Genomic DNA, 20,346 nt, shown 5'->3' on the forward strand with positions numbered 1-20,346 from the left:
TGATAATTATCACATAAAAATAATTATTTTATGAGTATTTATAGTATGTGACAAAAGTCACGAGAAAACTTTAGAAGTAAATTTTAGGTGTAAATCATAAAAAAAACCATTCTTCAGTTAGAATGGTTTTTGTAATTTTTGATGAACTAAATTAAATAGATTTTTTTGCCAAATACCAATCCACCATTTCTAAATCACTTTTTTTTCTTTCAGCTAATGCTTCAACGGTTTTTGGAGCCGGGACAATTACTTTTTCGCCAGGTTGCCAATTTAAAGGCATAGCCACTTTGTGTTCATCTGAAGTTTGAAGAGCCAATAATGCTCTTTTAATTTCATCCATGTTTCTACCAACATTTAAGGGATAATACATAATTAAACGCACTTTACTTTCCGGGTCCATTATGAATACTGCTCTTACTGCTGCAGTTTCACTTTCTCCCGGTTGTAGCATTCCATACAATTTTGAAATACTCATATCAATATCTGCAACGATTGGGAACTCAAATAAAATCCCTGTTTTTTCTTGTACTGCATTTACCCAAGCAATGTGTGCATGAATACTATCAATACTTAATCCCATTAATTTAGTATTGTGTTTTGCAAAAAAATCTTTTTCGTTGGCAAAGCCACTCATTTCTGTAGTGCAAACCGGTGTGAAATCTGCAGGATGTGAAAAGAATACGATCCAACTTCCTTTATTATATTCTGAAAACTTTAGGTTTCCTGTTGTAGTTACAGCTTCAAAGTCTGGAGCCATATCGCCAATTCTAGGCATTAATATTGCTTTTTCTTCCATTACTTATATTATTTGATTATTTAATAATAACAAAGTTACTGAGGTGAACTATTCTTATTAGTGATCATTGTCACTTATGATAATTAATTTTATAGATATTTTATTTAATAATAAATATTTATAATTTTTAATAACTCATATCGTCTAATTTCACCTTACCATTGAGGGTCACATGTAAAAAAAAAACACATCACCTTTGTAGTTGTGATGCTACAAATATTCCTGTATTGCCATTACCAAATTATTACAATCGAAGCTATTTACTAGTGACTTTTATCATCGAGTTTTTTATTTTAAGAAAAGTTCTTTGATCATAATATATATACCCATGACAAGAACAAACCAACCAAAAGCAGGTTTTAATTTTGCACCATCAATTTTTTTAGAAAGCACGGTTCCAATAAAAATGCCTATTGAAGCAAATGCAGTTACAACAAACAAGAATCCATAGTCAATTGAAACCCCGTTAACAACATCTCCTAAAAAGCCCAATAATGAATTAAATGCTATTATTAGTAATGAAGTTCCAACGGCTTGTTTCATATTGATAGCAGTAAAAAACAGTAAAGTAGGTATAATTAAAAAACCTCCGCCAGCTCCTAAAAAACCAGTAACAATGCCTACTATAGCTCCAATAAGCATAGTTTTTAGTGAGTTTGTTGAGGGATTTATTACAACGTCTTTACTTTTCTTAATCATAGAGTAAGAAGCGACAATCATAAGTACGGCAAAAAAAGCCATGATAAAAATATCTTTTGTGAGTATAAAACCATTAATATTGAGGATTATTTCGGGCACTATTGGTAAAATAATTTTTCTAACAAAAAGGATGGTTATTAAAGATGGAATAGCAAATAGCATGGCTGATTTTAATTTGATATTCCCCATGCGATAATGTCTTAAGCCACCAATAGTAGCTGTAAAACCAACAATAAAGAGAGAGTAGGTTGTTGCTAATTTCGGATTAATTTGAAACAAATAAACCAAAATAGGAATTGTTAATATGCTACCACCTCCTCCTATTAACCCTAAAGTAACACCAATAAGTACTGATGCGAAATAGCCTATGTATTCCATAAATTGTAAAATTTTATAGTACAAATATTGATCATTATAATTTTACAATTTGTAACTTTTATCACATTGGAAATTTTTATTTTAAAAGTTCAATATGGTTGCGATGCAATTTTAATCTCCCTCGTTGTTCTAATTTTTTGAGTAATCGGGAAATGACCTCTCTAGAAGTATTTAATTCTGTTGCAATTTCTTGATGTGATAGTTTTAAATCATCACAACCACAAGCTTCCTGATGTCGTTTTAAGTAAAATTCCAGTCTTTCATCCATAGCTTTAAAGGCAATACTGTTTATAACTTCCAATACTTCTTCAAAACGACTTCTGTATGTATCAATAACGAATTCATACCATGAACGATGTTGCATCATCCATTTATCCATCAAATGTAAAGGAACCATAGCCAGATCTACATCTTCTACAACTTTAGCCATAATTTGGCTTTTTTCGCTTTTGGTGGCGCAAATCATTGAGATAGCACAAGCTTGTCCAGGTTGAAGATAGTACATGAAAAATTCACCACCATCGTTATCTTCACGATAAATTTTAATACTACCACTTAATACTAATATGGTGTTTTTTATGTATTGACCAGTTCTCATTATGACATATCCAGATGCAAATGATTGTTCAATAGCATTGGAGTTTATATCCTCAATAAGTGCATTCGAAAAAGAAGGAAATAATTTTTTTAGAGTTTGGTTCATTTTACAGCAGTTTTACTAAAATGAATTTAGTATAATTAAAATCAATACAAAATTAACTAAAATTTGTACTAAAGCATTGAAAAGTTAACCAATGTTTTGTTTTTCTGGACTTTCAATAATAAAAAAATATCATTCAAAATACTCATATCATCACTAACTTTTTTATCTAGTGAAAGGAGTATACTAATCTATTTTGTCACCTACAAAACGCAAAAAGATTTTAAATAAAAACGGTTTTTTTATACTGATGAAGAAATAGTTGTTCTATGAGGTTGATGTCATTGATTACCTCATTAAATCTGTAAATCTAGAGCGTTTTCAAAAAGGCGTAGAAAAAGCTGAAGTCTATTCAAAACTATTCAAAAAAGGAAACTCCAAACTAACTCATGAAGATATTTTCGTGGAACTATTACTTTTTCCATAATCAGTAGGCAATAATTGTAGTATGAAATTGCAAAATTTTGTGAGAACGAATATATGGAGAAATGTTATATATGTTTTATTTATTATCGCATCCTTTTTCTTTTTAAAAGTATCCATTTGAGTTTTATACTGTCATATACTCCTGCACAAATTAAGATTAATCCAGCAAATATTAGTGTGTATAGATTGATTTGAGAGTATAGTATTGCCCCAATTATTCCTCCTAAAAAAAAGAAATTGATGATTGTTAAACGCAATTTTATTGACGAATAAAGTTTTAATTGTTGATCTTCCTGTGTGTAAAAAAACAATTGTGATAATTCAATTCCTAAATCGGTGAATAGTCCGGTTAAATGTGTAGTTCTAACTTTTGAATTTGAAATTGAGGTCACTAGCGAGTTTTGTAAACCCATAGCAAAAAGGAGAATGAATGCAAAGGAATTAGGGCTTTCCAAAATTAAAAATTGCCCGAAAATTGCTGTTAAAAATAAAATTGCACTTTCAATAAAAATAGGGACTGTATAACTCAACTTATTACTGTTTTTTGAAATCAGCTCAATAAACAAGTTAGAAACAAATGAACCCAGAAAGAAAAAGAAGATGTAAAGGAAAAATATGAATCCTTTCCAAAATTCAAACTTAAAAACCTCTTCTATTAAATAAGCAAAATGACCAGTAACATTTGTTGTTAAACGTTGAATTGCTAAAAAACCAGTGGTATTTACAATTCCTGCTACAAACGACAATAAGGACGCAATTCTTAAATTGTGTTTTAAAGTTCTTGTCTTACCTTTATGTCTAAACATAAATCTATTTGTAATTTTTTATTGAAAGCATTTGATTACTTTTAAATGCACTCTCTTTATGTTAAAATTATTTTTAGTAACTGAGTATTACAAATATATAGAAAGTTTGAAAGCTTTTTTAAGGCTAAAAAAATAAATGTTTATAAGTAAAATGAATTCGTAAGGGAATTTATTGGATAAAAAAACTCACTGGAGATAGTGTTAGGGATATTGTAAAGCAATCATAATAAATATCGATATGGAATTAGAAAAAATTAACTAATAAAAATTTTATGAATTTTTTTATCTAAAGTTTGCTATGCTAATGAGTTGTTGAATATTTAGTAATTGAATTTTACGTCCTTCAGTTGTGATAAGGCCTTCTAATTTGAAATCATGAAGTATTCTTGCCAGTGTTTCATTTACTGTCCCAACCATATTGGCTAAATCCGATCGTGAAAGTAAAATAGTGACAATATTATCAGAATTATTTCCTTTATATTTATCGTATAAGATTAATAAGCTTAATGCGACTCGCTCCCTGACAGTTCTTTGTGATAGTATTGCCATCAAATTAACCATTACGCTAAATTCATGACTTAGACTTTTTAAAAGTATTCGGGAAAAGATAGAAGAATTATCAAGTATTTTTATAAAGTCATCTTTGGGAATAAATGAAATAATTGAACTTTCAATAGCCACTGCAGTATCACTATATGCTTCTTCACCCAATACGGCAGAATAACCAAGAAACTCCCCTGAGGTATAGATATATATAATTTGTTCCCTACCATCATTGTCCACTTTATATTTTTTAACTTTACCAGTCTGTATAAAAAATATCCCAGTTGGCAATGTTCCCTCAGTAAAAATTGCTTGATTTTTAGCATATTTTTTATTCTGCATGATATTTTCAAGCAAAATTTTGTCTTTCTGAGGTAATCCAGTTAGAATATATTGATTATTAAAAGTGAATTTTGAAATCATAATATCAAAATCTCAAAGTTACATTTTTTTAACTCATGATTTGTTTTTTTGATTTAAATCAAATTTAATTAGTGTATGCATCAATAAAACATATCAGGTATCTCTATACTTTTGGCATCAATTAACACTTTTTAGTATAGTTATGGATAAATTGAGTCAATTACAAGAAATTGGGATAAACCCTTCTAAGATGTTTCATTGGAATTCATCAGAGTCTATGTTAATGGCAGAAACGCTTTTAAAAAAACAAGGAGTTTTAACCAATACAGAGGCATTAGCTTGTGATACAGGTGAATTTACAGGAAGATCCCCTAAAGACAAATATGTTGTAAAGGATGACATAACCGCTGATTCTGTTTGGTGGGGAGATATAAACCATCCTTTTCTTCCAGCTGATTTTGATAAGTTGTACAACAAGGTAACTGATTTCCTTTCTCAAAATGAAATTTATATAAAAGATGTATATGCCTGTGCTAAACAAAAATATAGGTTAAATATAAGGATAGTTACTCAAAATCCATGGCAGAGTTTATTTGCAAATAATCTTTTTTTAAGACTATCAGAGAAAGAACTTGAATCTTTCCAACATGATTGGTTAATACTTGTTGCTCCAGAGTTTAAAGCCAATCCTGAAATTGATAAAACACGTCAACATAATTTTACCATAATAAATTTCACAAAAAAAGTAATCCTTATTGGAGGCAGCTCTTATACTGGTGAAATTAAAAAAGGAATTTTTACAGTACTAAATTATATTTTACCTCATGAGAAAAATGTACTTTCAATGCATTGCTCCGCCAATATTGGACTTAAAGGGGATACTGCGGTATTTTTTGGTTTATCTGGAACAGGAAAGACAACACTTTCAGCCGACCCAACCAGAAAGTTAATTGGAGATGATGAACACGGTTGGGACAATGAAAATGTATTTAATTTTGAAGGAGGATGTTATGCAAAATGTGTGAATCTTAGTGAGGAAAAAGAACCCCAAATATTTTCTGCCATAAAATTTGGAACATTACTTGAAAATGTTCGATTCGTTGAAGATACAAATATTGTAGATTATGATAATATTTCTGTTACAGAAAACACAAGAGCGGCTTATCCAATTCATTATATTGAGAATGCTATCGAACCTTCGGTAGGGGGGATACCAAGAAACATTTTCTTTCTAACCTGTGATGCTTTTGGGGTGTTACCTCCAATATCAAAACTTACGATAGGTCAGGCCATGTATCATTTCATATCTGGATACACGGCAAAAGTTGCTGGCACTGAAGCTGGAATTACTGAACCTCAAACAACTTTTTCGGCATGCTTTGGAAAGCCTTTCTTACCTCTTCACCCTACTAAATATGCAGAGTTACTAGGAAAGAAATTAAAAGAAAATAATGTAAATGTTTGGCTTATCAATACAGGTTGGTCAGGCGGTGGATATGGAGTAGGACAACGCATAAAACTTTCTTATACCAGAGCAATGATAGCTGCTGCATTTGATGGGAAACTTGAAAAAGTTGCTTTTGTAAAGCATCCAGTATTCGGCTTAAAGATGCCTATTGAATGTGAAGGTGTACCATCAGATATTTTAAATCCTAAAAATACGTGGTCTGATAAAGAAAATTATGATCAGACAGCTCACAAACTTGCAGGTCAGTTTGTACAGAATTTCAAAACCTTTGAATCATTTGCTAACAAAGAGATCATGGAAGGGGCTCCTATTATTTTAGGTGTCGTTTGAGTGTGCTTGTAATGATAGTATTTTAAAAAAAATTAACGATAAATTATATTCTAAAAAAAACATATGAACTTTCCTGAAAATCTTTTTTACACTCAGGACCATGAGTGGTTACGAATTGAAAATGATATTGTATATATTGGTATTACTGATTTTGCACAACGTGAACTAGGTGATATTGTGTATGTTGAAATTGAAACTGTTGGAGAAACATTAAAGCAACATGACGTCTTTGGAACTGTAGAAGCCGTTAAGACTGTATCAGATCTTTTTTTACCTGTCAAGGGTGAAATATTAGAATTGAATCCGAAATTAGAAACCAATCCTGAATTAGTAAATTCGGATCCTTATGGAGAAGGCTGGATGATTAAGTTAAAAATGACTGATAATTCTGATGCGGAAGGATTATTGAAATTTGATACCTATAAATCACTAATTGGTCACTAAAATGGGAAATAGCATTACTAACATAAAAACAATAGCACTAAGTAACATTCATATTAAGCTTGGAGGCAAAATGGTTGAGTTTGCAGGATATGAAATGCCAGTTCAATATACTACAGGCGTTAATGATGAGCATGAAACCGTAAGAAATGCTGTAGGTGTTTTTGATGTTTCACATATGGGTGAATTTTTGATTAAAGGAGACAGAGCTCTTGATCTTATTCAAAAAATCAGTTCAAATGATGCATCAAAGCTTTTTCCAGGAAAAGTACAATATAGTTGTATGCCTAATGGGAGAGGAGGCATAATCGACGATTTATTGGTTTATATGATTGAAGAAAACCATTATTTATTAGTCGTAAACGCATCAAATACACAAAAAGATTGGGATTGGATTAATAGTAATAATTCTTTTGGAGCGGAGCTAATAAACATTTCTGAAGATATAAGTTTATTAGCCATACAAGGCCCTAAATCAGCAGAAGCTTTACAAAGTTTAACTACCATTAATTTAGCTGAAATGGAATATTATACTTTTCAGATTGGTGAATTTGCCGGTATACCTGATACTATCATTTCTGCCACAGGGTATACCGGTGCTGGTGGTTTTGAAATTTATGTTAAGAACCAACACGCAGAGAAACTTTGGAATGCAATATTTGAAGCCGGAAATAAATGTGGTATTAAACCCATAGGGTTAGCAGCGAGAGATACACTACGTCTTGAAATGGGTTTTTGCCTGTATGGAAATGATATTGATGATACTACGTCAATTGTAGAAGCTGGCTTAAGTTGGATTGCTAAACCTGAGAAAAATTTTATTGATCGTGATTTTTTTAACGCTCAAAAAATAAATGGAGGAACTAAAAAACTAGTAGGTTTTGAAATGTTAGACAAGGGAATTCCCCGTCATGATTATGAAATTTGGAATGAAGGAAACCAGGTTATTGGAAAAGTCACATCGGGAACGATGTCTCCAACACTAAAAAAGGGAATCGGCATGGGGTATATTTTTTCCGGTAAATCAAATGTTGGTGAAGAGATTTTTGTTAATATTCGTGATAAAGCCGTGAAAGCCCAGATTATTAAATTCCCATTTATAAAAAAATAAATTTTCGATAAGAATAATAATTTTTATTAGAATGATCTTTGAGAACCTTAAGCAAAACAAATCTATTGAGGATAGTGAGTTCAACGAATTGTATCCTATTAGAGTGAAGAAACTTTCCGCTAGACATTGGACTCCTGTTGAAGTAGCGAAGAAGGCTGCTAACTTTTTGGTTGACGAGTCCAATAAAAAAATATTAGACATTGGTTCAGGTGCAGGGAAATTTTGTTTGGTGGGTGCCGCTTCAACGAATGGAAGTTTTTATGGTGTAGAGCAACGAGAGTCTCTTATAAAATTATCAAAAAGAATAGCAAAAAAGCATAAGGTTGATAATGTAGAGTTTATACATTCAAATATAACTGAAATCTCTTTTTCAAATTATGATGCTTTCTATTTTTATAATTCGTTCCAGGAAAATATAGATACATCATGTCCCATTGATAGGTTAATTGCTCCTAGCGAAGAATTGTACAAGTTGTATACAAGTTACCTTAGGGATCAATTGGACACAACTCCTATAGGAACAAAACTGGTTACTTATTGGAGTAGTTGGAGTGAGATTCCTGAAAGTTTTAATTTAGAATTTTTAGATTATAATGGGATCTTAAGTTTTTGGAAAAAAATAGTTTAATCATTTTTAAATAAACATTAGGCATAAACATAAAAAATAATACAAAATGAAATTAGAAGAATTACTTCAGAAAAGAAGTGGGAATGCATGTGAATTAAGTGGAGTTACAGAAAACCTGATTGTTTATGAAGTGCCACCAGCTCAAAATAATGGGATAGATGGTTTAATTTTAATTAATGAAAAATGCCTGAATCAAATTGAAAAAAAAGAAGTATTAGATAGTTCTTTTTGGGAAAATATCCTTTTAACTTCAATGTGGAGTGAGGTAAGTACCGTACAAGTTGTATCATGGAGAATACTTAATCGTTTTCGTAATGAAAGCTGGGCTGCAGACGCATTGGAGACAATGTATATTAGTGATCAAAATTTGGAATGGGCTAAAGCAACCGGTGATCATATTAATGATGGGAATGTTGAGTTTCATAAAGATTGTAATGGTAATATTCTTCAAAATGGCGATACTGTAACACTAATTAAAGATTTGGATGTAAAAGGATCTTCACTTAATGCTAAGATAGGAACAGCAGTGCGTAATATTAGACTAGTCCATGATAATCATGAACAAATTGAAGGAAAAGTGGAAGGTCAGGCAATAGTTATTTTAACCAAGTTTGTAAAGAAATAATAAAACCTGATTAATACGTTGGAAATTTAAAATTGTGCTTTGATCTGCTTTGAATCTATATTCTGTGAAGTGTGTCGCAGTTTTATCATTCAAACTTTGATGTTATAAGGGTGTGTTATCATTAGTTTTAGGAATCAATTTTTTTTAATAAGTTTTGAATTTAATCAATACCAGTATGGGAAAATATGTAATTAGTAAAAGAGAAAACGGAGAATTTCAATTTGATTTGAAAGATGAAAATGGCAAAACAATTTTGGCCAGTGATGGATATAGTGTAAAGTATAGTTGTTTAAATGGAATTGAGTCAGCTCAAAGTAATTCTCAAATTGATTCTAGGTATGATAAGAAAACCTCATTAAGTGGAAGATATTTTTTTAATCTAAAAGCGTCTAACGGACAAATAATTGGCAGAAGTGAAATGTATGAAAATGAATCAAGAAGAGATAATGGGATAGAAATTGTTAAGAATAATGGGATTTCAACAATTATAGACATTTAATTTAAAATTTATTGGTTAGTTTTTTTTGAGGGCACTTTTTTAAGTGCCTTTTTTATAAAATTAACTTTCAACAGGATGTGCTAACTTAGCATGGAGTTCTAGTTAAGAACCAAATCCTGCTTCTTCTCCTGGTGCTTTGTTTGTATAATTGCGGTATTTGTTTTCGTTTTTGAGTAATTCTACAATATGATCAATTTTTAAATCACTGACATATTCTATTGTTCCTTTGTCATGATATCTAGCAATAATCTTTGAAGCATATTTGGTATTGGTATTTAATAATGAAGCCAGTTTGACCAAATTCACGTCTTTATCGAGGTATTTTTTATTGCGCTCAAATTTTTCAATATTTTTTAGAATTGTGGCGACGACTTCCGGATTTATATCCAAAGTTTCTTTACCATTGTTACCAGATACTATTGTTTTTATATTATCCGGTTTGCGATTGATAAGTTCTTCAAATAATCGTTTATTCTTAAAATGCCTGGAAATGAGAAATGCAATTATAAATCCCAAAAATACAATTACAATTGTAGAAAAAACAGTTCGAAGTCGCATTGTATTTTCGATATCCAATTTAGCTTGCAACAGCTTTTTAGTATCGTATTCTTTGAATATTTTACCTGAAAGGTATTTGTAATTGCGTCCGAGCAATTGATCAACTCTTAAAAGTTTGTTGATGTAAAGTAATTGTGCTTCCTTGTTGTTTTGCTGTTTGTAATAATTAATCAATAATTCATAAGCTTCTCGTAAATCAGGACGCATGTAGTTTTCTTTTTCGAATGCATAGTCTACTTTTCGAAAAAAAAAGAGCGCTATTTCTTTTTGATTTTGTGACCAATAACTTTTCCCAATATAAAAATAGGCTACAGTTTCGTTTGCAAAGTCTTTATTGGCTCTAATATCAGGTAGCGTCCCTACTAATTTAGTTATTGCATCGGCATAATTGTGCTTGAAATATTGATTGACTCCTTCGGAATGGAAGAAATATGGAACCATTTCTAGAATTTCAAATTCTCGACTTGCACTTAATCCTGTTTGATTTACCTGGCTACACAATTAATATTTACCAATACGGTTATAACAAAGCCCCAATGAATGAAGTGAATTGAGATATGCACGGTCATTTTCTTCTTTAAAATCTCATTAGTGTTATCCTACAAAGTTTAAAATATATCCAATTATTGAACCTCCTAAGACTATGAATGCACTATTTATTTTTCTATAATTAAATGTTACAATTATACTTATTGTTGCAATTAAAATTGTTCGCCAATCTATTATAGTTTCTTTTCCCATTTCTAAGCATATAGAAATAATAATTGCTATTGAAGCTACATTTATAGCGTCTAGAAAAGCAGAAAAAGCATTGGAATTTCGCATTTTTTTAACCAATGGATTTAATAATGCAACAAAAATAAATGAGGGTAAAAAAATTGCTATTGTAGAAATTAATGCTCCTGAAAAACCATTAATTTGATAACCAATAAAAGTTACAGATGAAAAAATTGGACCGGGTGTAAATTGTCCAACAGCAATTGCATCGATTAATTGTGTTCTCGACAAAAGACCTGTTGCAACTAATTCGGCATCAAGAAACGCAAAAAGAACGTAACCGCTTCCGTATAAAATAGCTCCTATTTTTAAGAAAATCAAGAATAAATTTAGGTTTGTATGTGAAATTAAATTGTTGTTTGAAAATTGAAATAATGTTATTGGAATAAAAGCATTTATGCTATTATTCCTTTTTTGGTTTAAATAATAAATGAACGATGACATCATTCCTGCACCGAACATTAAAATTATTTCATTGTAATTTAGAAGTGAAAGAAATAAAGCTATAATTCCAATAATGCTTAATTGAATTGTTTTGAATGATTTTCTTGCTAATGGAAAAATTGCTGAAAGTATGATTGCAATTATAGCTGGTTTTATTCCATATAAAAAAGGTTTTATTTCTGGAATTTGTCCATATTCTTTGTACAACCAAGCCAAAAAACCTGTAATTATTACAGCGGGAAAAATAAAGCAAAATCCTGCAATAATCAATCCTTTCCAACCTGCTTTTTCGTGTCCAATATGAATAGCCATTTCTGTACTATTCGGGCCGGGAATTAAGTTAATTGCTCCAATTAAGTCAAGAAAATGTTGTTCGGTTAGCCATTTTTTTTTGACAACTACTTCGTCTCGCATCATTGCAATATGAACTGCTGGACCACCAAAACCAATAACACCAAGTTTCAAAAATAATTTTGCTATTTCTTTTAAACTATTTTTTTCTTCCATTTTGATTTAATTTATCATCAAAAGACCATTTCCCTACACCTTCAATCAAAAGAAAATTCCTCCGAGTAACATTGCACAATCGGTTCTACTGCCGTGAAGCATTTCCCAGAAGCCTTCATTTTTTAAAACCTCTGCTTTTGTTGTTGCGATAGCAACAAACATAATTATAATTATTGAGATACTTGCTAAACGAGTAAAAAGTCCAATTAGGATTAGTACACCGCAAAGTATTTCAAAAAAGCCGACAAAAGTCCTTAAAAATTTAGGCATAAGCAAGCCGATTTTTGTAAATCGTCCTGCTCCGAGTGTGTCAGGGAACAAAAATTTTTGAATACCTTCTGATAAAAATACCGCACCAACGGTTTAGATTGTTTTTTTTCAAAATAGCTGTTCTTCCCAGCAATGATATCCTAACCTTTTATATTTAGCTTTTCATTTACCACTAATAAAAGTATTGTATTAAAATTACATTCCAAATAAGATTACAGATAAAAAGTTTTTGAGAATCATAATTGTAATAAGTTAAAATGAGGTAGTAAAGTATAGTTTGTTTGAATTCTAAAATTCAATAAAGTTGAAAATTAAAATAGTATAGTTAGAATATGAATACTGATCGTTGATTATACTTTATAGCAAATGTTTGTCTGCCATTAATCAAATCCGTAATTTTGTACAAATTTTACTGCATTGAAAAAAATACTTATTATCGACGACGAAGAAAAACTACGTGGTTTAATTGCCCGAATTATTCGTTTGGAAGACTTTGAGGTTCTAGAAGCCGGGGATTGTAAATCAGGTCTAAAGAAACTGGAACAAAATGATATTGATGTTGTTTTTTGCGATGTTAAACTTCCCGACGGCAATGGTGTAGATTTAACAGCTATTATAAAAGAAAAAAATCCATCTGCAGAAGTGATTTTGCTTACAGCTTACGGGAATATCCCTGATGGGGTTCAAGCCATTAAAAACGGAGCTTTTGATTATATCGTTAAAGGTGATGATAATAACAAAATAATTCCGCTACTGCATCGTGCCATCGAAAAAAATAGTCTTACCAAAAGAGTGGCTCAACTCGAAACACAGTTAGACAATAAATTCTCGTTTAATGGAATTATTGGAAATTCAAAATCGTTGCAACAAGCTATTGAATTAGCCAAAAAAGTAGCCGTAACAGACACTACTGTTTTGCTTACGGGGGAAACTGGAACAGGTAAAGAAGTCTTTGCACAAGCCATTCATCAGTCAAGTAGTAGAAAAAACAAACATTTTGTAGCGATAAACTGTTCTGCATTCAGTCATGATTTATTGGAAAGCGAAATGTTTGGTCACGCTGCTGGGGCTTTTACTGGAGCAACCAAGGATAAAAAAGGTTTGTTCGAAGAAGCAAATAAAGGAACGATCTTTTTGGATGAAATTGGCGAAATGGCACTCGATTTACAAGCTAAACTACTTAGAGTTATTGAGAATGGTGAATTTATAAAAGTTGGTGAGAGTAAAGTAACCAAAGTTGATGTAAGAATCATTACCGCCACCAATCGTAATTTGATTAAAGAAATTGAGACAGGACAATTCCGTCAAGACTTGTATTATCGACTTTCGGTCTTTCAAATTCAATTGCCCGCATTACGCGAACGTGTGATTGACATTGAACTTTTGGCAAAGCATTTTCTTCATTTCTTTGCTTTAAAAACGAACAAAAAAATAAAATCTATTTCAGAAGATTTTTTACAATTACTTAAATTACATACTTGGCCGGGAAACATTCGTGAACTTAAAAATGTTTTAGAACGTAGTGTTATATTGGAAACTGAAAATACTTTGATGACAGATAGCCTACCAATTGAAATTCAGCAGCTAAAAAACTTAAGTCAAAAGGATGATAAAGAAATGGTTCTTTCCGCTTTTTCATTAGCTTCTTCTGAAAAATTACATATTCAAAAAATATTAAACCATACTAATGGCAATAAAACGGAGACTGCAAGGTTGCTCGGAATTGCATTAACAACTCTCTATCGAAAGTTAGAAGAATATAAAATTAGCTAAAACCCTATCGTTTTGAAAGACCTAACCCTATCGTTTTGATAGGGTTTTTTATTTATAAAAATTTATGATTTCAATTAAATCATTGATAGTGTTTTGTTTGCGACCTTTGTATTGGTTTGTGGAATAGATTTTGGCATAAGCGATATGAATATAATAATTCATACTTATGAAAAATAAAATAAATACCATCTACAAAGATGCAGAACGCTTTGCTGAAATTACTAAAAGAGCAATTATTTCCGGGAATATTAAAAGAGCCAAAAAATGCTTGTCAATTGCTGAACAACTTTTAGAAACAGGGAGTAATGAAACAAAAAGTGTTATTTCAAATGTGTATGTTTTTTCCGTGTCAACATTTATGGAATTACGTCATTGTAACATTTCAAATCTATTTCCAACAGGGTTAAAAACGGAGTACATTAAACAGATAAATGCAACCAGCGTTTAAAGCTAATATTTATTGTTATGATAGCAACTATTCTTTTACTCGCATTAGGTTCAATCCTTTTTATAATTTGTTTTAAATGTGTCGAATTTTTTGAAAAAATATAAATCATGGTAGCACTATTTATAATAGCTATAGCTGTATTCGTTTATTTGGTTTATGTACTTATAAAACCAGAAAAATTCTAAAATGAACAAGGAAAAAGTTAAACAGGTACTTCTCATTGTTTTTGCGTGGGTATTTACGCTTGCACTGGTTTACATTGTTTATATAAAAGCTAAAATTTTATTAAATAACAAATAATCACATTATGAATTCAGAATTAATTGGCGTTATTGTCGTTTTTCTTCTCACTATAGTTTTAGCAATTCCTATCGGGAAATATATCGCTAAAGTCTATACTGGAGATAAAACCTTATTAGACCCCATTTTCAATCCAATTGAAAAATTTATTTTCAAAATTAGTGGCATTGACGATAAGGAAGAAATGAATTGGAAACAACACCTTAAAGCGCTTTTAAGTGTCAATATGGTGTGGTTTTTCTTTTGTTTTTTCGTTCTTATCTTTCAAGGTTCATTGCCTTTAAATCCTGACGGGAATCCATCCATGTCAGCTGATTTAGCGTTTAATACCGCTATTTCATTTCTTGTAAATTGCAATTTGCAACACTATTCAGGAGAAACAGGACTTTCCTATTTATCTCAAATGTTCCTGATGTTCTTGCAATTCGTTTCTGCTGGTGTGGGAATGGCTGCCGCAGCGATGGTTTTCAATGCTATGAAAGAGAGAACCACTGAAAAACTTGGCAATTTTTACAATTATTTCATCAAAAGTTGTACTCGTATCCTATTACCTCTTGCAGCAATTGTAGCCGTAATTTTAGTTTTTAGTGGCACACCAATGACTTTTGAAGGAAAAGACAAAATAACAACCTTACAAGGTACTACGGTTGAAGTTTCCCGTGGGCCAGCAGCTGCATTTATAGGAATAAAACATATTGGAACCAATGGTGGAGGTTTTTTTGGAGTAAACTCAGCGCATCCACTAGAAAACCCAACTTATTTTACAGATGCAGTAGAGCTTTGGGCACAGTTAATTATTCCGTTTGCAATGATTTTTGCATTAGGATTTTATTTAAAAAAACGCAAATTGTCCTATGTCATTTTTGCTGTAATGACCATCGGTTTTTTACTCTTAGTTATTCCAACAATAAATGCTGAATTAAGCGGAAATCCAGCCCTTGAAAAAATGGGAATTACCCAAACTAATGGAGCAATGGAGGGGAAAGAAGTACGTTTTGGCCCTGCAATTTCAGGATTTTGGAGTATTGCCACAACAGTAATTTCCACAGGATCGGTTAATAGTATGCATGACAGTAGTATGCCAGTTTCTGGAGCCATGCAATTATTGGCTATGATGGTCAATGCATTTTATGGTGGTTGTGGTGTAGGTTGGCTAAATTTCTATATTTTCATTATTCTTGCCGTTTTCATATCTGGATTAATGGTGGGTCGAACCCCGGAATTTTTAGGAAAGAAAATTGAAGCACGTGAAGTTAAAATTGCAGCAATTATTGCAATCCTCCACCCACTATTAATCTTGTCGGGAACTGCACTAGCTTCTTATTTCGCAGCCAATGATACTGCTATGGGATATTGGTTTAGCGGAAATGCAACAGGCTGGTTAAACAATCCACAAAATCACGGTTTTTCAGAAATGCTTTACGAATATACTTCGAGTGCTGCGAATAATGGTTCTGGTTTTGAAGGGTTAGGAGATAATAATCCGTTTTGGAATATCACAACTGGTATAGTTTTATTGCTTGGAAGATTTTTACCAATCATCGGACCATTAGCTATTGCAGGTTTATTGGCTAATAAAAAATACATCCCAGAAAGCGCAGGAACTTTAAAAACAGATACTACCATTTTTGGAGTAATGGTTTTTGCAGTGATTGCCATAATTGCAGCCTTATCGTTCTTCCCAGCATTAGCTTTAGGACCATTAGCGGAATATTTTACATTAAAATAATATATAAAATGAGTAAGAATAAATCCAATACATTATTTGAAGGTCAGCAAGTAAAAGAAGCTTTTTTGCAATCTTTTGTGAAGCTTAATCCTAAAATAATGTACAAAAATCCGGTAATGTTTACCGTTGAAATAGGAACTGCTATTATGTTTATTGCATGCATCGCCATTTTAATGGGTGCAGAAAACCAAGGCAGCTTTATATATAATCTTATTGTGTTTTTAATCTTATTACTAACTCTTTTGTTCGCCAATTTTGCAGAAGCAATAGCAGAAGCACGTGGAAAAGCACAGGCTGATAGTTTAAGAAAAACACGTGAAGAGACACCAGCAAAAAAAGTTTTAGAATTAGGCAAAATTTATTCAAGTGATATTGTAATGGTTTCTTCATCACAATTAAAAAAGGATGATATGTTTTTCTGCGAAGCAGGTGACATTGTACCTACAGATGGAGAAATCATTGAAGGATTAGCAACAATTGATGAAAGTGCCATTACAGGAGAAAGCGCTCCAGTTATCAGGGAAGCTGGAGGAGATAAAAGTTCAGTAACTGGAGGGACCAAGGTATTAAGTGACAGAATCGTAGTTAAAGTTACAACAGAGCCTGGAGAATCGTTTTTAGACAAAATGATTGCATTGGTAGAAGGTGCAAGCCGTCAAAAGACGCCTAATGAAATTGCATTAACAATTCTTCTAGCTGCTTTTACTTTAATATTTGTCATTGTTTGTGTAACGTTAAAACCATTTGCTGATTATGCCCATGCACCGATTACTATTGCTGCATTTATATCTCTTTTTGTTTGTTTAATTCCAACTACTATTGGAGGTTTATTGTCAGCCATAGGTATTGCGGGAATGGATAGAGCTTTACGTGCTAATGTAATTACTAAATCTGGAAAAGCTGTAGAAACTGCCGGAGATATTGATGTTTTATTATTGGATAAAACAGGAACTATTACAATAGGAAACAGAAAGGCTACTAATTTCTATCCTACCAATGGTGTTTCCAAAGAAGATTTTATTCAATCAGCAGTGTTGAGTTCATTAGCTGATGACACACCGGAAGGAAAAAGTATCGTAGAATTAGCCGGACATGAAATAGCTAAAAAATTATCTATTGAAGGAGCTACTTTAATCAAATTTACGGCTGAAACCAGAACTAGTGGTGTAGTTCTAAAAGATGGAACAAACATCAGAAAAGGAGCTCAAGATGCTGCTAAAAATATTTCAGAACAAGCCGGGAATATTTTCCCGGAAGATACTGCCAAACAAGTTATCGAAATTTCTTCCAATGGAGGAACACCTTTAGTTGTAATCAAAAATAATAAGGTTCAAGGGGTAATTGAATTGCAGGATATCATCAAAACGGGCATGAAAGAACGCTTTGACCGTTTGCGAAAAATGGGAGTTAAAACTGTCATGGTTACGGGTGATAATCCTTTAACAGCCAAATTCATTGCAGAAAAAGCAGGAGTAGATGATTTTATTGCAGAAGCCAAACCTGAAGATAAAATGAACTATATCAAAGCCGAACAGCAAAGCGGTAAACTGGTTGCCATGATGGGTGACGGAACAAATGATGCACCGGCATTAGCTCAGGCAGATGTAGGTGTAGCGATGAATAGTGGAACACAAGCTGCTAAAGAAGCTGGAAACATGGTAGATTTAGATAATGATCCAACCAAACTAATTGAAATTGTAGAAATCGGAAAACAATTATTAATGACCAGAGGAACGTTGACAACATTTTCTATAGCCAATGATGTTGCTAAATATTTTGCTATAGTTCCCGCTTTATTTATAGCTTCAATTCCGGCATTACAAGGGTTAAATATTATGCGTTTACACAGCCCAGAAAGTGCGATTTTATCAGCGGTCATTTTCAACGCTATTATTATACCCATACTAATTCCTTTAGCATTACGAGGTGTTGATTACAAACCAATTGGCGCAAGTGCCATTTTAAAAAGAAATCTTTTAATCTATGGTCTAGGTGGAATTATCATCCCATTTATTGGAATAAAACTAATTGATATGGTGGTTTCAATATTTTTTTAAAAATTAAAATTAAAGCAATGAAAAAAATTATTTCAATAGTAAAATTTACAATTTTAACCATAATTGTATTTGGCTTTCTTTATCCGATAATAATTTGGGGAATCGCACAATTCTCCCCAAATCAGGGTAAAGGAGAAACTATCACTGTGAAGAACAAAGTGGTTGGTTATCAAAAAATCGGACAAAAGTTTGATAAGTCAAATTATTTTTGGGGACGTCCTTCTGCGGTAGATTACAACGCCGCAGGTAGTGGAGGAAGCAATAAAGGACCAAGTAATCCTGATTATTTAGTACAGGTTCAAAAACGAATTGACACTTTTTTATTGGCGCACCCCTATTTGAAAAAATCAGATATACCATCAGATATGGTAACTGCTTCGGGTAGTGGATTAGATCCAAATATTTCAGTTCAAGCTGCAAAAGTTCAGGTGAAACGAATTGCAAAAATCAGAAACATAGATGAGCAAAAATTGGAACTTTTAATAACTGAAAAAACCGAAAAACCAGTATTGGGTATTTTCGGTCCTGAAAAAATTAATGTCCTCGAATTAAACATTACCTTAGATAAATTAAAATAAAATGAATATAAAAATTATTACCTTGTTTACCACAATAAGTTCATTCGGTTTACAAGCACAAACAGATACTATAAAAAAAGAAAATCCTTTAAAAATAAGTGGATATATAGAAACCTATTATGCCTACGATTCTGGGCAACCTGAAAACAATACAAGACCTGCTTTTATTTACTCTCACAACCGACACAATGAAGTAGCTTTGAATTTGGGTTTGATTAAAGCAGTTTATGAAAAAGACAATGTAAGAGCTAACCTTGCCCTAATGGCTGGAACTTATAGTAACGCTAATTTAGCAGCAGAAGAAGGTGTCCTGAAAAACATTTATGAAGCCAATGCGGGAATTAAACTTTCAAAATCAAAAAATTTATGGATTGATGCCGGTATTTTTGCATCACACATTGGTTTTGAAAGTGCTATTGGTAAAGATTGTTGGAATCTTACCCGAAGTATGTTAGCGGATAATTCGCCGTATTATGAAAGTGGTGCAAAATTATCCTACACTTCAGATAGTGGAAAATGGTTTGTCAGTGGATTAGTTTTAAATGGTTGGCAACGCATTCAGCGTGTGGATGGGAATAAAACCTTGGCTTTTGGTCATCAACTAACCTATAAACCTAATGCAAAAGTTACTTTAAACAGTAGCTCTTTCATTGGAAATGACAAACCAAATGACGCTAAACAGATGCGCTACTTTCATAATCTTTACGGGCAATTCCAGATAAGTGATAAATGGGGAATAATAACTGGTTTTGATATAGGTGCGGAACAAAGATCCAAAGGAAGCGACAGCTATAATTGCTGGTATTCTCCGGTTCTGATTGCTAAATATAAAGCAACCAATAAAATTAATATAGCAGCTCGCGGAGAGTATTATTCAGATAAAAACGGGGTAATTATTGCAACGGGTACTCTAAATGGTTTCCAAACATTCGGATATTCCTTAAATTTAGACTATAGTATCTATGACAATGTGGTTTGGCGCATAGAAGCAAGAAATCTGAGCAGTAAGGATGAGGTTTTTCAAAAAAATGGAGACCCTACAACTCAGAACTTCGTAGCAGTAACAGCTTTAGCTATTTCGTTTTAAAACAA

General features: G+C 32.1%; 21 protein-coding genes. 13 read left to right on the forward strand and 8 right to left on the reverse strand.

Annotated features, from left to right (window positions below; genetic code table 11):
- Positions 1-151: 151 nt before the first annotated feature.
- From ACRDEC_RS02510 to ACRDEC_RS02530, 5 genes are all read right to left on the reverse strand, one after another.
- Positions 152-796 (reverse strand): peroxiredoxin, encoded by a 645-nt coding sequence (locus tag ACRDEC_RS02510; RefSeq protein ID WP_431496755.1) that lies wholly within the window; start codon positions 794-796, stop codon positions 152-154.
- 288 nt (positions 797-1,084) lie between these two features.
- Positions 1,085-1,873, reverse strand: coding sequence for a sulfite exporter TauE/SafE family protein (locus tag ACRDEC_RS02515; protein ID WP_431496756.1), 789 nt, complete (start codon positions 1,871-1,873; stop codon positions 1,085-1,087).
- Between the two features lie 76 nt (positions 1,874-1,949).
- Entirely contained in the window at positions 1,950-2,576 is a 627-nt protein-coding gene (locus tag ACRDEC_RS02520) for a Crp/Fnr family transcriptional regulator (protein WP_431496757.1), read from the reverse strand.
- A gap of 506 nt (positions 2,577-3,082) precedes the next feature.
- Positions 3,083-3,805 carry a YoaK family protein gene (locus ACRDEC_RS02525; RefSeq protein WP_431496758.1) on the reverse strand — a complete coding sequence of 241 codons (723 nt, stop codon included), beginning with the start codon at positions 3,803-3,805 and terminating at the stop codon, positions 3,083-3,085.
- Between the two features lie 282 nt (positions 3,806-4,087).
- Positions 4,088-4,771, reverse strand: a complete 684-nt coding sequence (locus tag ACRDEC_RS02530; protein WP_431496759.1) for a Crp/Fnr family transcriptional regulator — start codon at positions 4,769-4,771, stop codon at positions 4,088-4,090.
- A 142-nt stretch (positions 4,772-4,913) separates the two neighbouring features.
- Between ACRDEC_RS02530 and pckA the strand changes: the two genes are divergently transcribed.
- The 6 genes from pckA (at position 4,914) to ACRDEC_RS02560 (ending at position 9,813) form a co-directional block, all read left to right on the forward strand.
- A complete protein-coding gene (gene pckA, locus ACRDEC_RS02535; protein WP_431496760.1) occupies positions 4,914-6,509 on the forward strand; it encodes a phosphoenolpyruvate carboxykinase (ATP) in 1,596 nt (531 codons plus the stop codon).
- A gap of 63 nt (positions 6,510-6,572) precedes the next feature.
- Complete coding sequence (gene gcvH / locus ACRDEC_RS02540; protein ID WP_431496761.1) at positions 6,573-6,953, forward strand: glycine cleavage system protein GcvH; 381 nt, start codon at positions 6,573-6,575, stop codon at positions 6,951-6,953.
- A 22-nt stretch (positions 6,954-6,975) separates the two neighbouring features.
- On the forward strand, positions 6,976-8,061 hold the full coding sequence (gene gcvT, locus ACRDEC_RS02545) for a glycine cleavage system aminomethyltransferase GcvT (protein ID WP_431496923.1): 1,086 nt from the start codon (positions 6,976-6,978) through the stop codon (positions 8,059-8,061).
- Between the two features lie 31 nt (positions 8,062-8,092).
- A complete protein-coding gene (locus ACRDEC_RS02550; RefSeq protein ID WP_431496762.1) occupies positions 8,093-8,689 on the forward strand; it encodes a methyltransferase domain-containing protein in 597 nt (198 codons plus the stop codon).
- A gap of 46 nt (positions 8,690-8,735) precedes the next feature.
- Positions 8,736-9,314: a PhnA domain-containing protein gene (locus ACRDEC_RS02555; RefSeq protein WP_431496763.1), complete on the forward strand. Its 579-nt coding sequence runs from the start codon at positions 8,736-8,738 to the stop codon at positions 9,312-9,314.
- A gap of 175 nt (positions 9,315-9,489) precedes the next feature.
- Complete coding sequence (locus tag ACRDEC_RS02560) at positions 9,490-9,813, forward strand: YegP family protein (RefSeq protein ID WP_431496764.1); 324 nt, start codon at positions 9,490-9,492, stop codon at positions 9,811-9,813.
- A 102-nt stretch (positions 9,814-9,915) separates the two neighbouring features.
- On the opposite strand, the gene ACRDEC_RS02565 is transcribed toward ACRDEC_RS02560, so the two are convergent.
- The 3 genes from ACRDEC_RS02565 to ACRDEC_RS02575 form a co-directional block, all read right to left on the reverse strand.
- The gene (locus ACRDEC_RS02565) at positions 9,916-10,812 is read right to left on the reverse strand and encodes a hypothetical protein (protein WP_431496765.1); all 897 of its coding nucleotides are present in this window, start codon (positions 10,810-10,812) and stop codon (positions 9,916-9,918) included.
- A 153-nt stretch (positions 10,813-10,965) separates the two neighbouring features.
- Positions 10,966-12,099: a chromate efflux transporter gene (chrA, locus tag ACRDEC_RS02570; protein WP_431496766.1), complete on the reverse strand. Its 1,134-nt coding sequence runs from the start codon at positions 12,097-12,099 to the stop codon at positions 10,966-10,968.
- Positions 12,100-12,144: 45 nt separating this feature from the next.
- On the reverse strand, positions 12,145-12,420 hold the full coding sequence (locus ACRDEC_RS02575; RefSeq protein ID WP_431496767.1) for a DoxX family protein: 276 nt from the start codon (positions 12,418-12,420) through the stop codon (positions 12,145-12,147).
- A 366-nt stretch (positions 12,421-12,786) separates the two neighbouring features.
- Between ACRDEC_RS02575 and ACRDEC_RS02580 the strand changes: the two genes are divergently transcribed.
- The 7 genes from ACRDEC_RS02580 to ACRDEC_RS02610 all read left to right on the forward strand — a co-directional run bounded on the left by ACRDEC_RS02580 (position 12,787) and on the right by ACRDEC_RS02610 (position 20,341).
- The gene (locus tag ACRDEC_RS02580) at positions 12,787-14,142 is read left to right on the forward strand and encodes a sigma-54-dependent transcriptional regulator (RefSeq protein WP_431496768.1); all 1,356 of its coding nucleotides are present in this window, start codon (positions 12,787-12,789) and stop codon (positions 14,140-14,142) included.
- 166 nt (positions 14,143-14,308) lie between these two features.
- Complete coding sequence (locus tag ACRDEC_RS02585; RefSeq protein WP_431496769.1) at positions 14,309-14,590, forward strand: DUF7674 family protein; 282 nt, start codon at positions 14,309-14,311, stop codon at positions 14,588-14,590.
- Between the two features lie 107 nt (positions 14,591-14,697).
- Entirely contained in the window at positions 14,698-14,775 is a 78-nt protein-coding gene (kdpF, locus tag ACRDEC_RS02590) for a K(+)-transporting ATPase subunit F (RefSeq protein WP_431496924.1), read from the forward strand.
- A gap of 122 nt (positions 14,776-14,897) precedes the next feature.
- On the forward strand, positions 14,898-16,619 hold the full coding sequence (gene kdpA, locus ACRDEC_RS02595) for a potassium-transporting ATPase subunit KdpA (RefSeq protein WP_431496770.1): 1,722 nt from the start codon (positions 14,898-14,900) through the stop codon (positions 16,617-16,619).
- An 8-nt stretch (positions 16,620-16,627) separates the two neighbouring features.
- On the forward strand, positions 16,628-18,676 hold the full coding sequence (gene kdpB / locus ACRDEC_RS02600; RefSeq protein ID WP_431496771.1) for a potassium-transporting ATPase subunit KdpB: 2,049 nt from the start codon (positions 16,628-16,630) through the stop codon (positions 18,674-18,676).
- A 17-nt stretch (positions 18,677-18,693) separates the two neighbouring features.
- Positions 18,694-19,254 carry a K(+)-transporting ATPase subunit C gene (locus ACRDEC_RS02605; protein ID WP_431496772.1) on the forward strand — a complete coding sequence of 187 codons (561 nt, stop codon included), beginning with the start codon at positions 18,694-18,696 and terminating at the stop codon, positions 19,252-19,254.
- Position 19,255: 1 nt separating this feature from the next.
- A complete protein-coding gene (locus ACRDEC_RS02610; RefSeq protein ID WP_431496773.1) occupies positions 19,256-20,341 on the forward strand; it encodes a porin in 1,086 nt (361 codons plus the stop codon).
- Positions 20,342-20,346: the final 5 nt, after the last annotated feature.

The sequence above is a fragment of the Flavobacterium sp. genome, assembly GCF_050696275.1.
Classification (GTDB): domain Bacteria; phylum Bacteroidota; class Bacteroidia; order Flavobacteriales; family Flavobacteriaceae; genus Flavobacterium.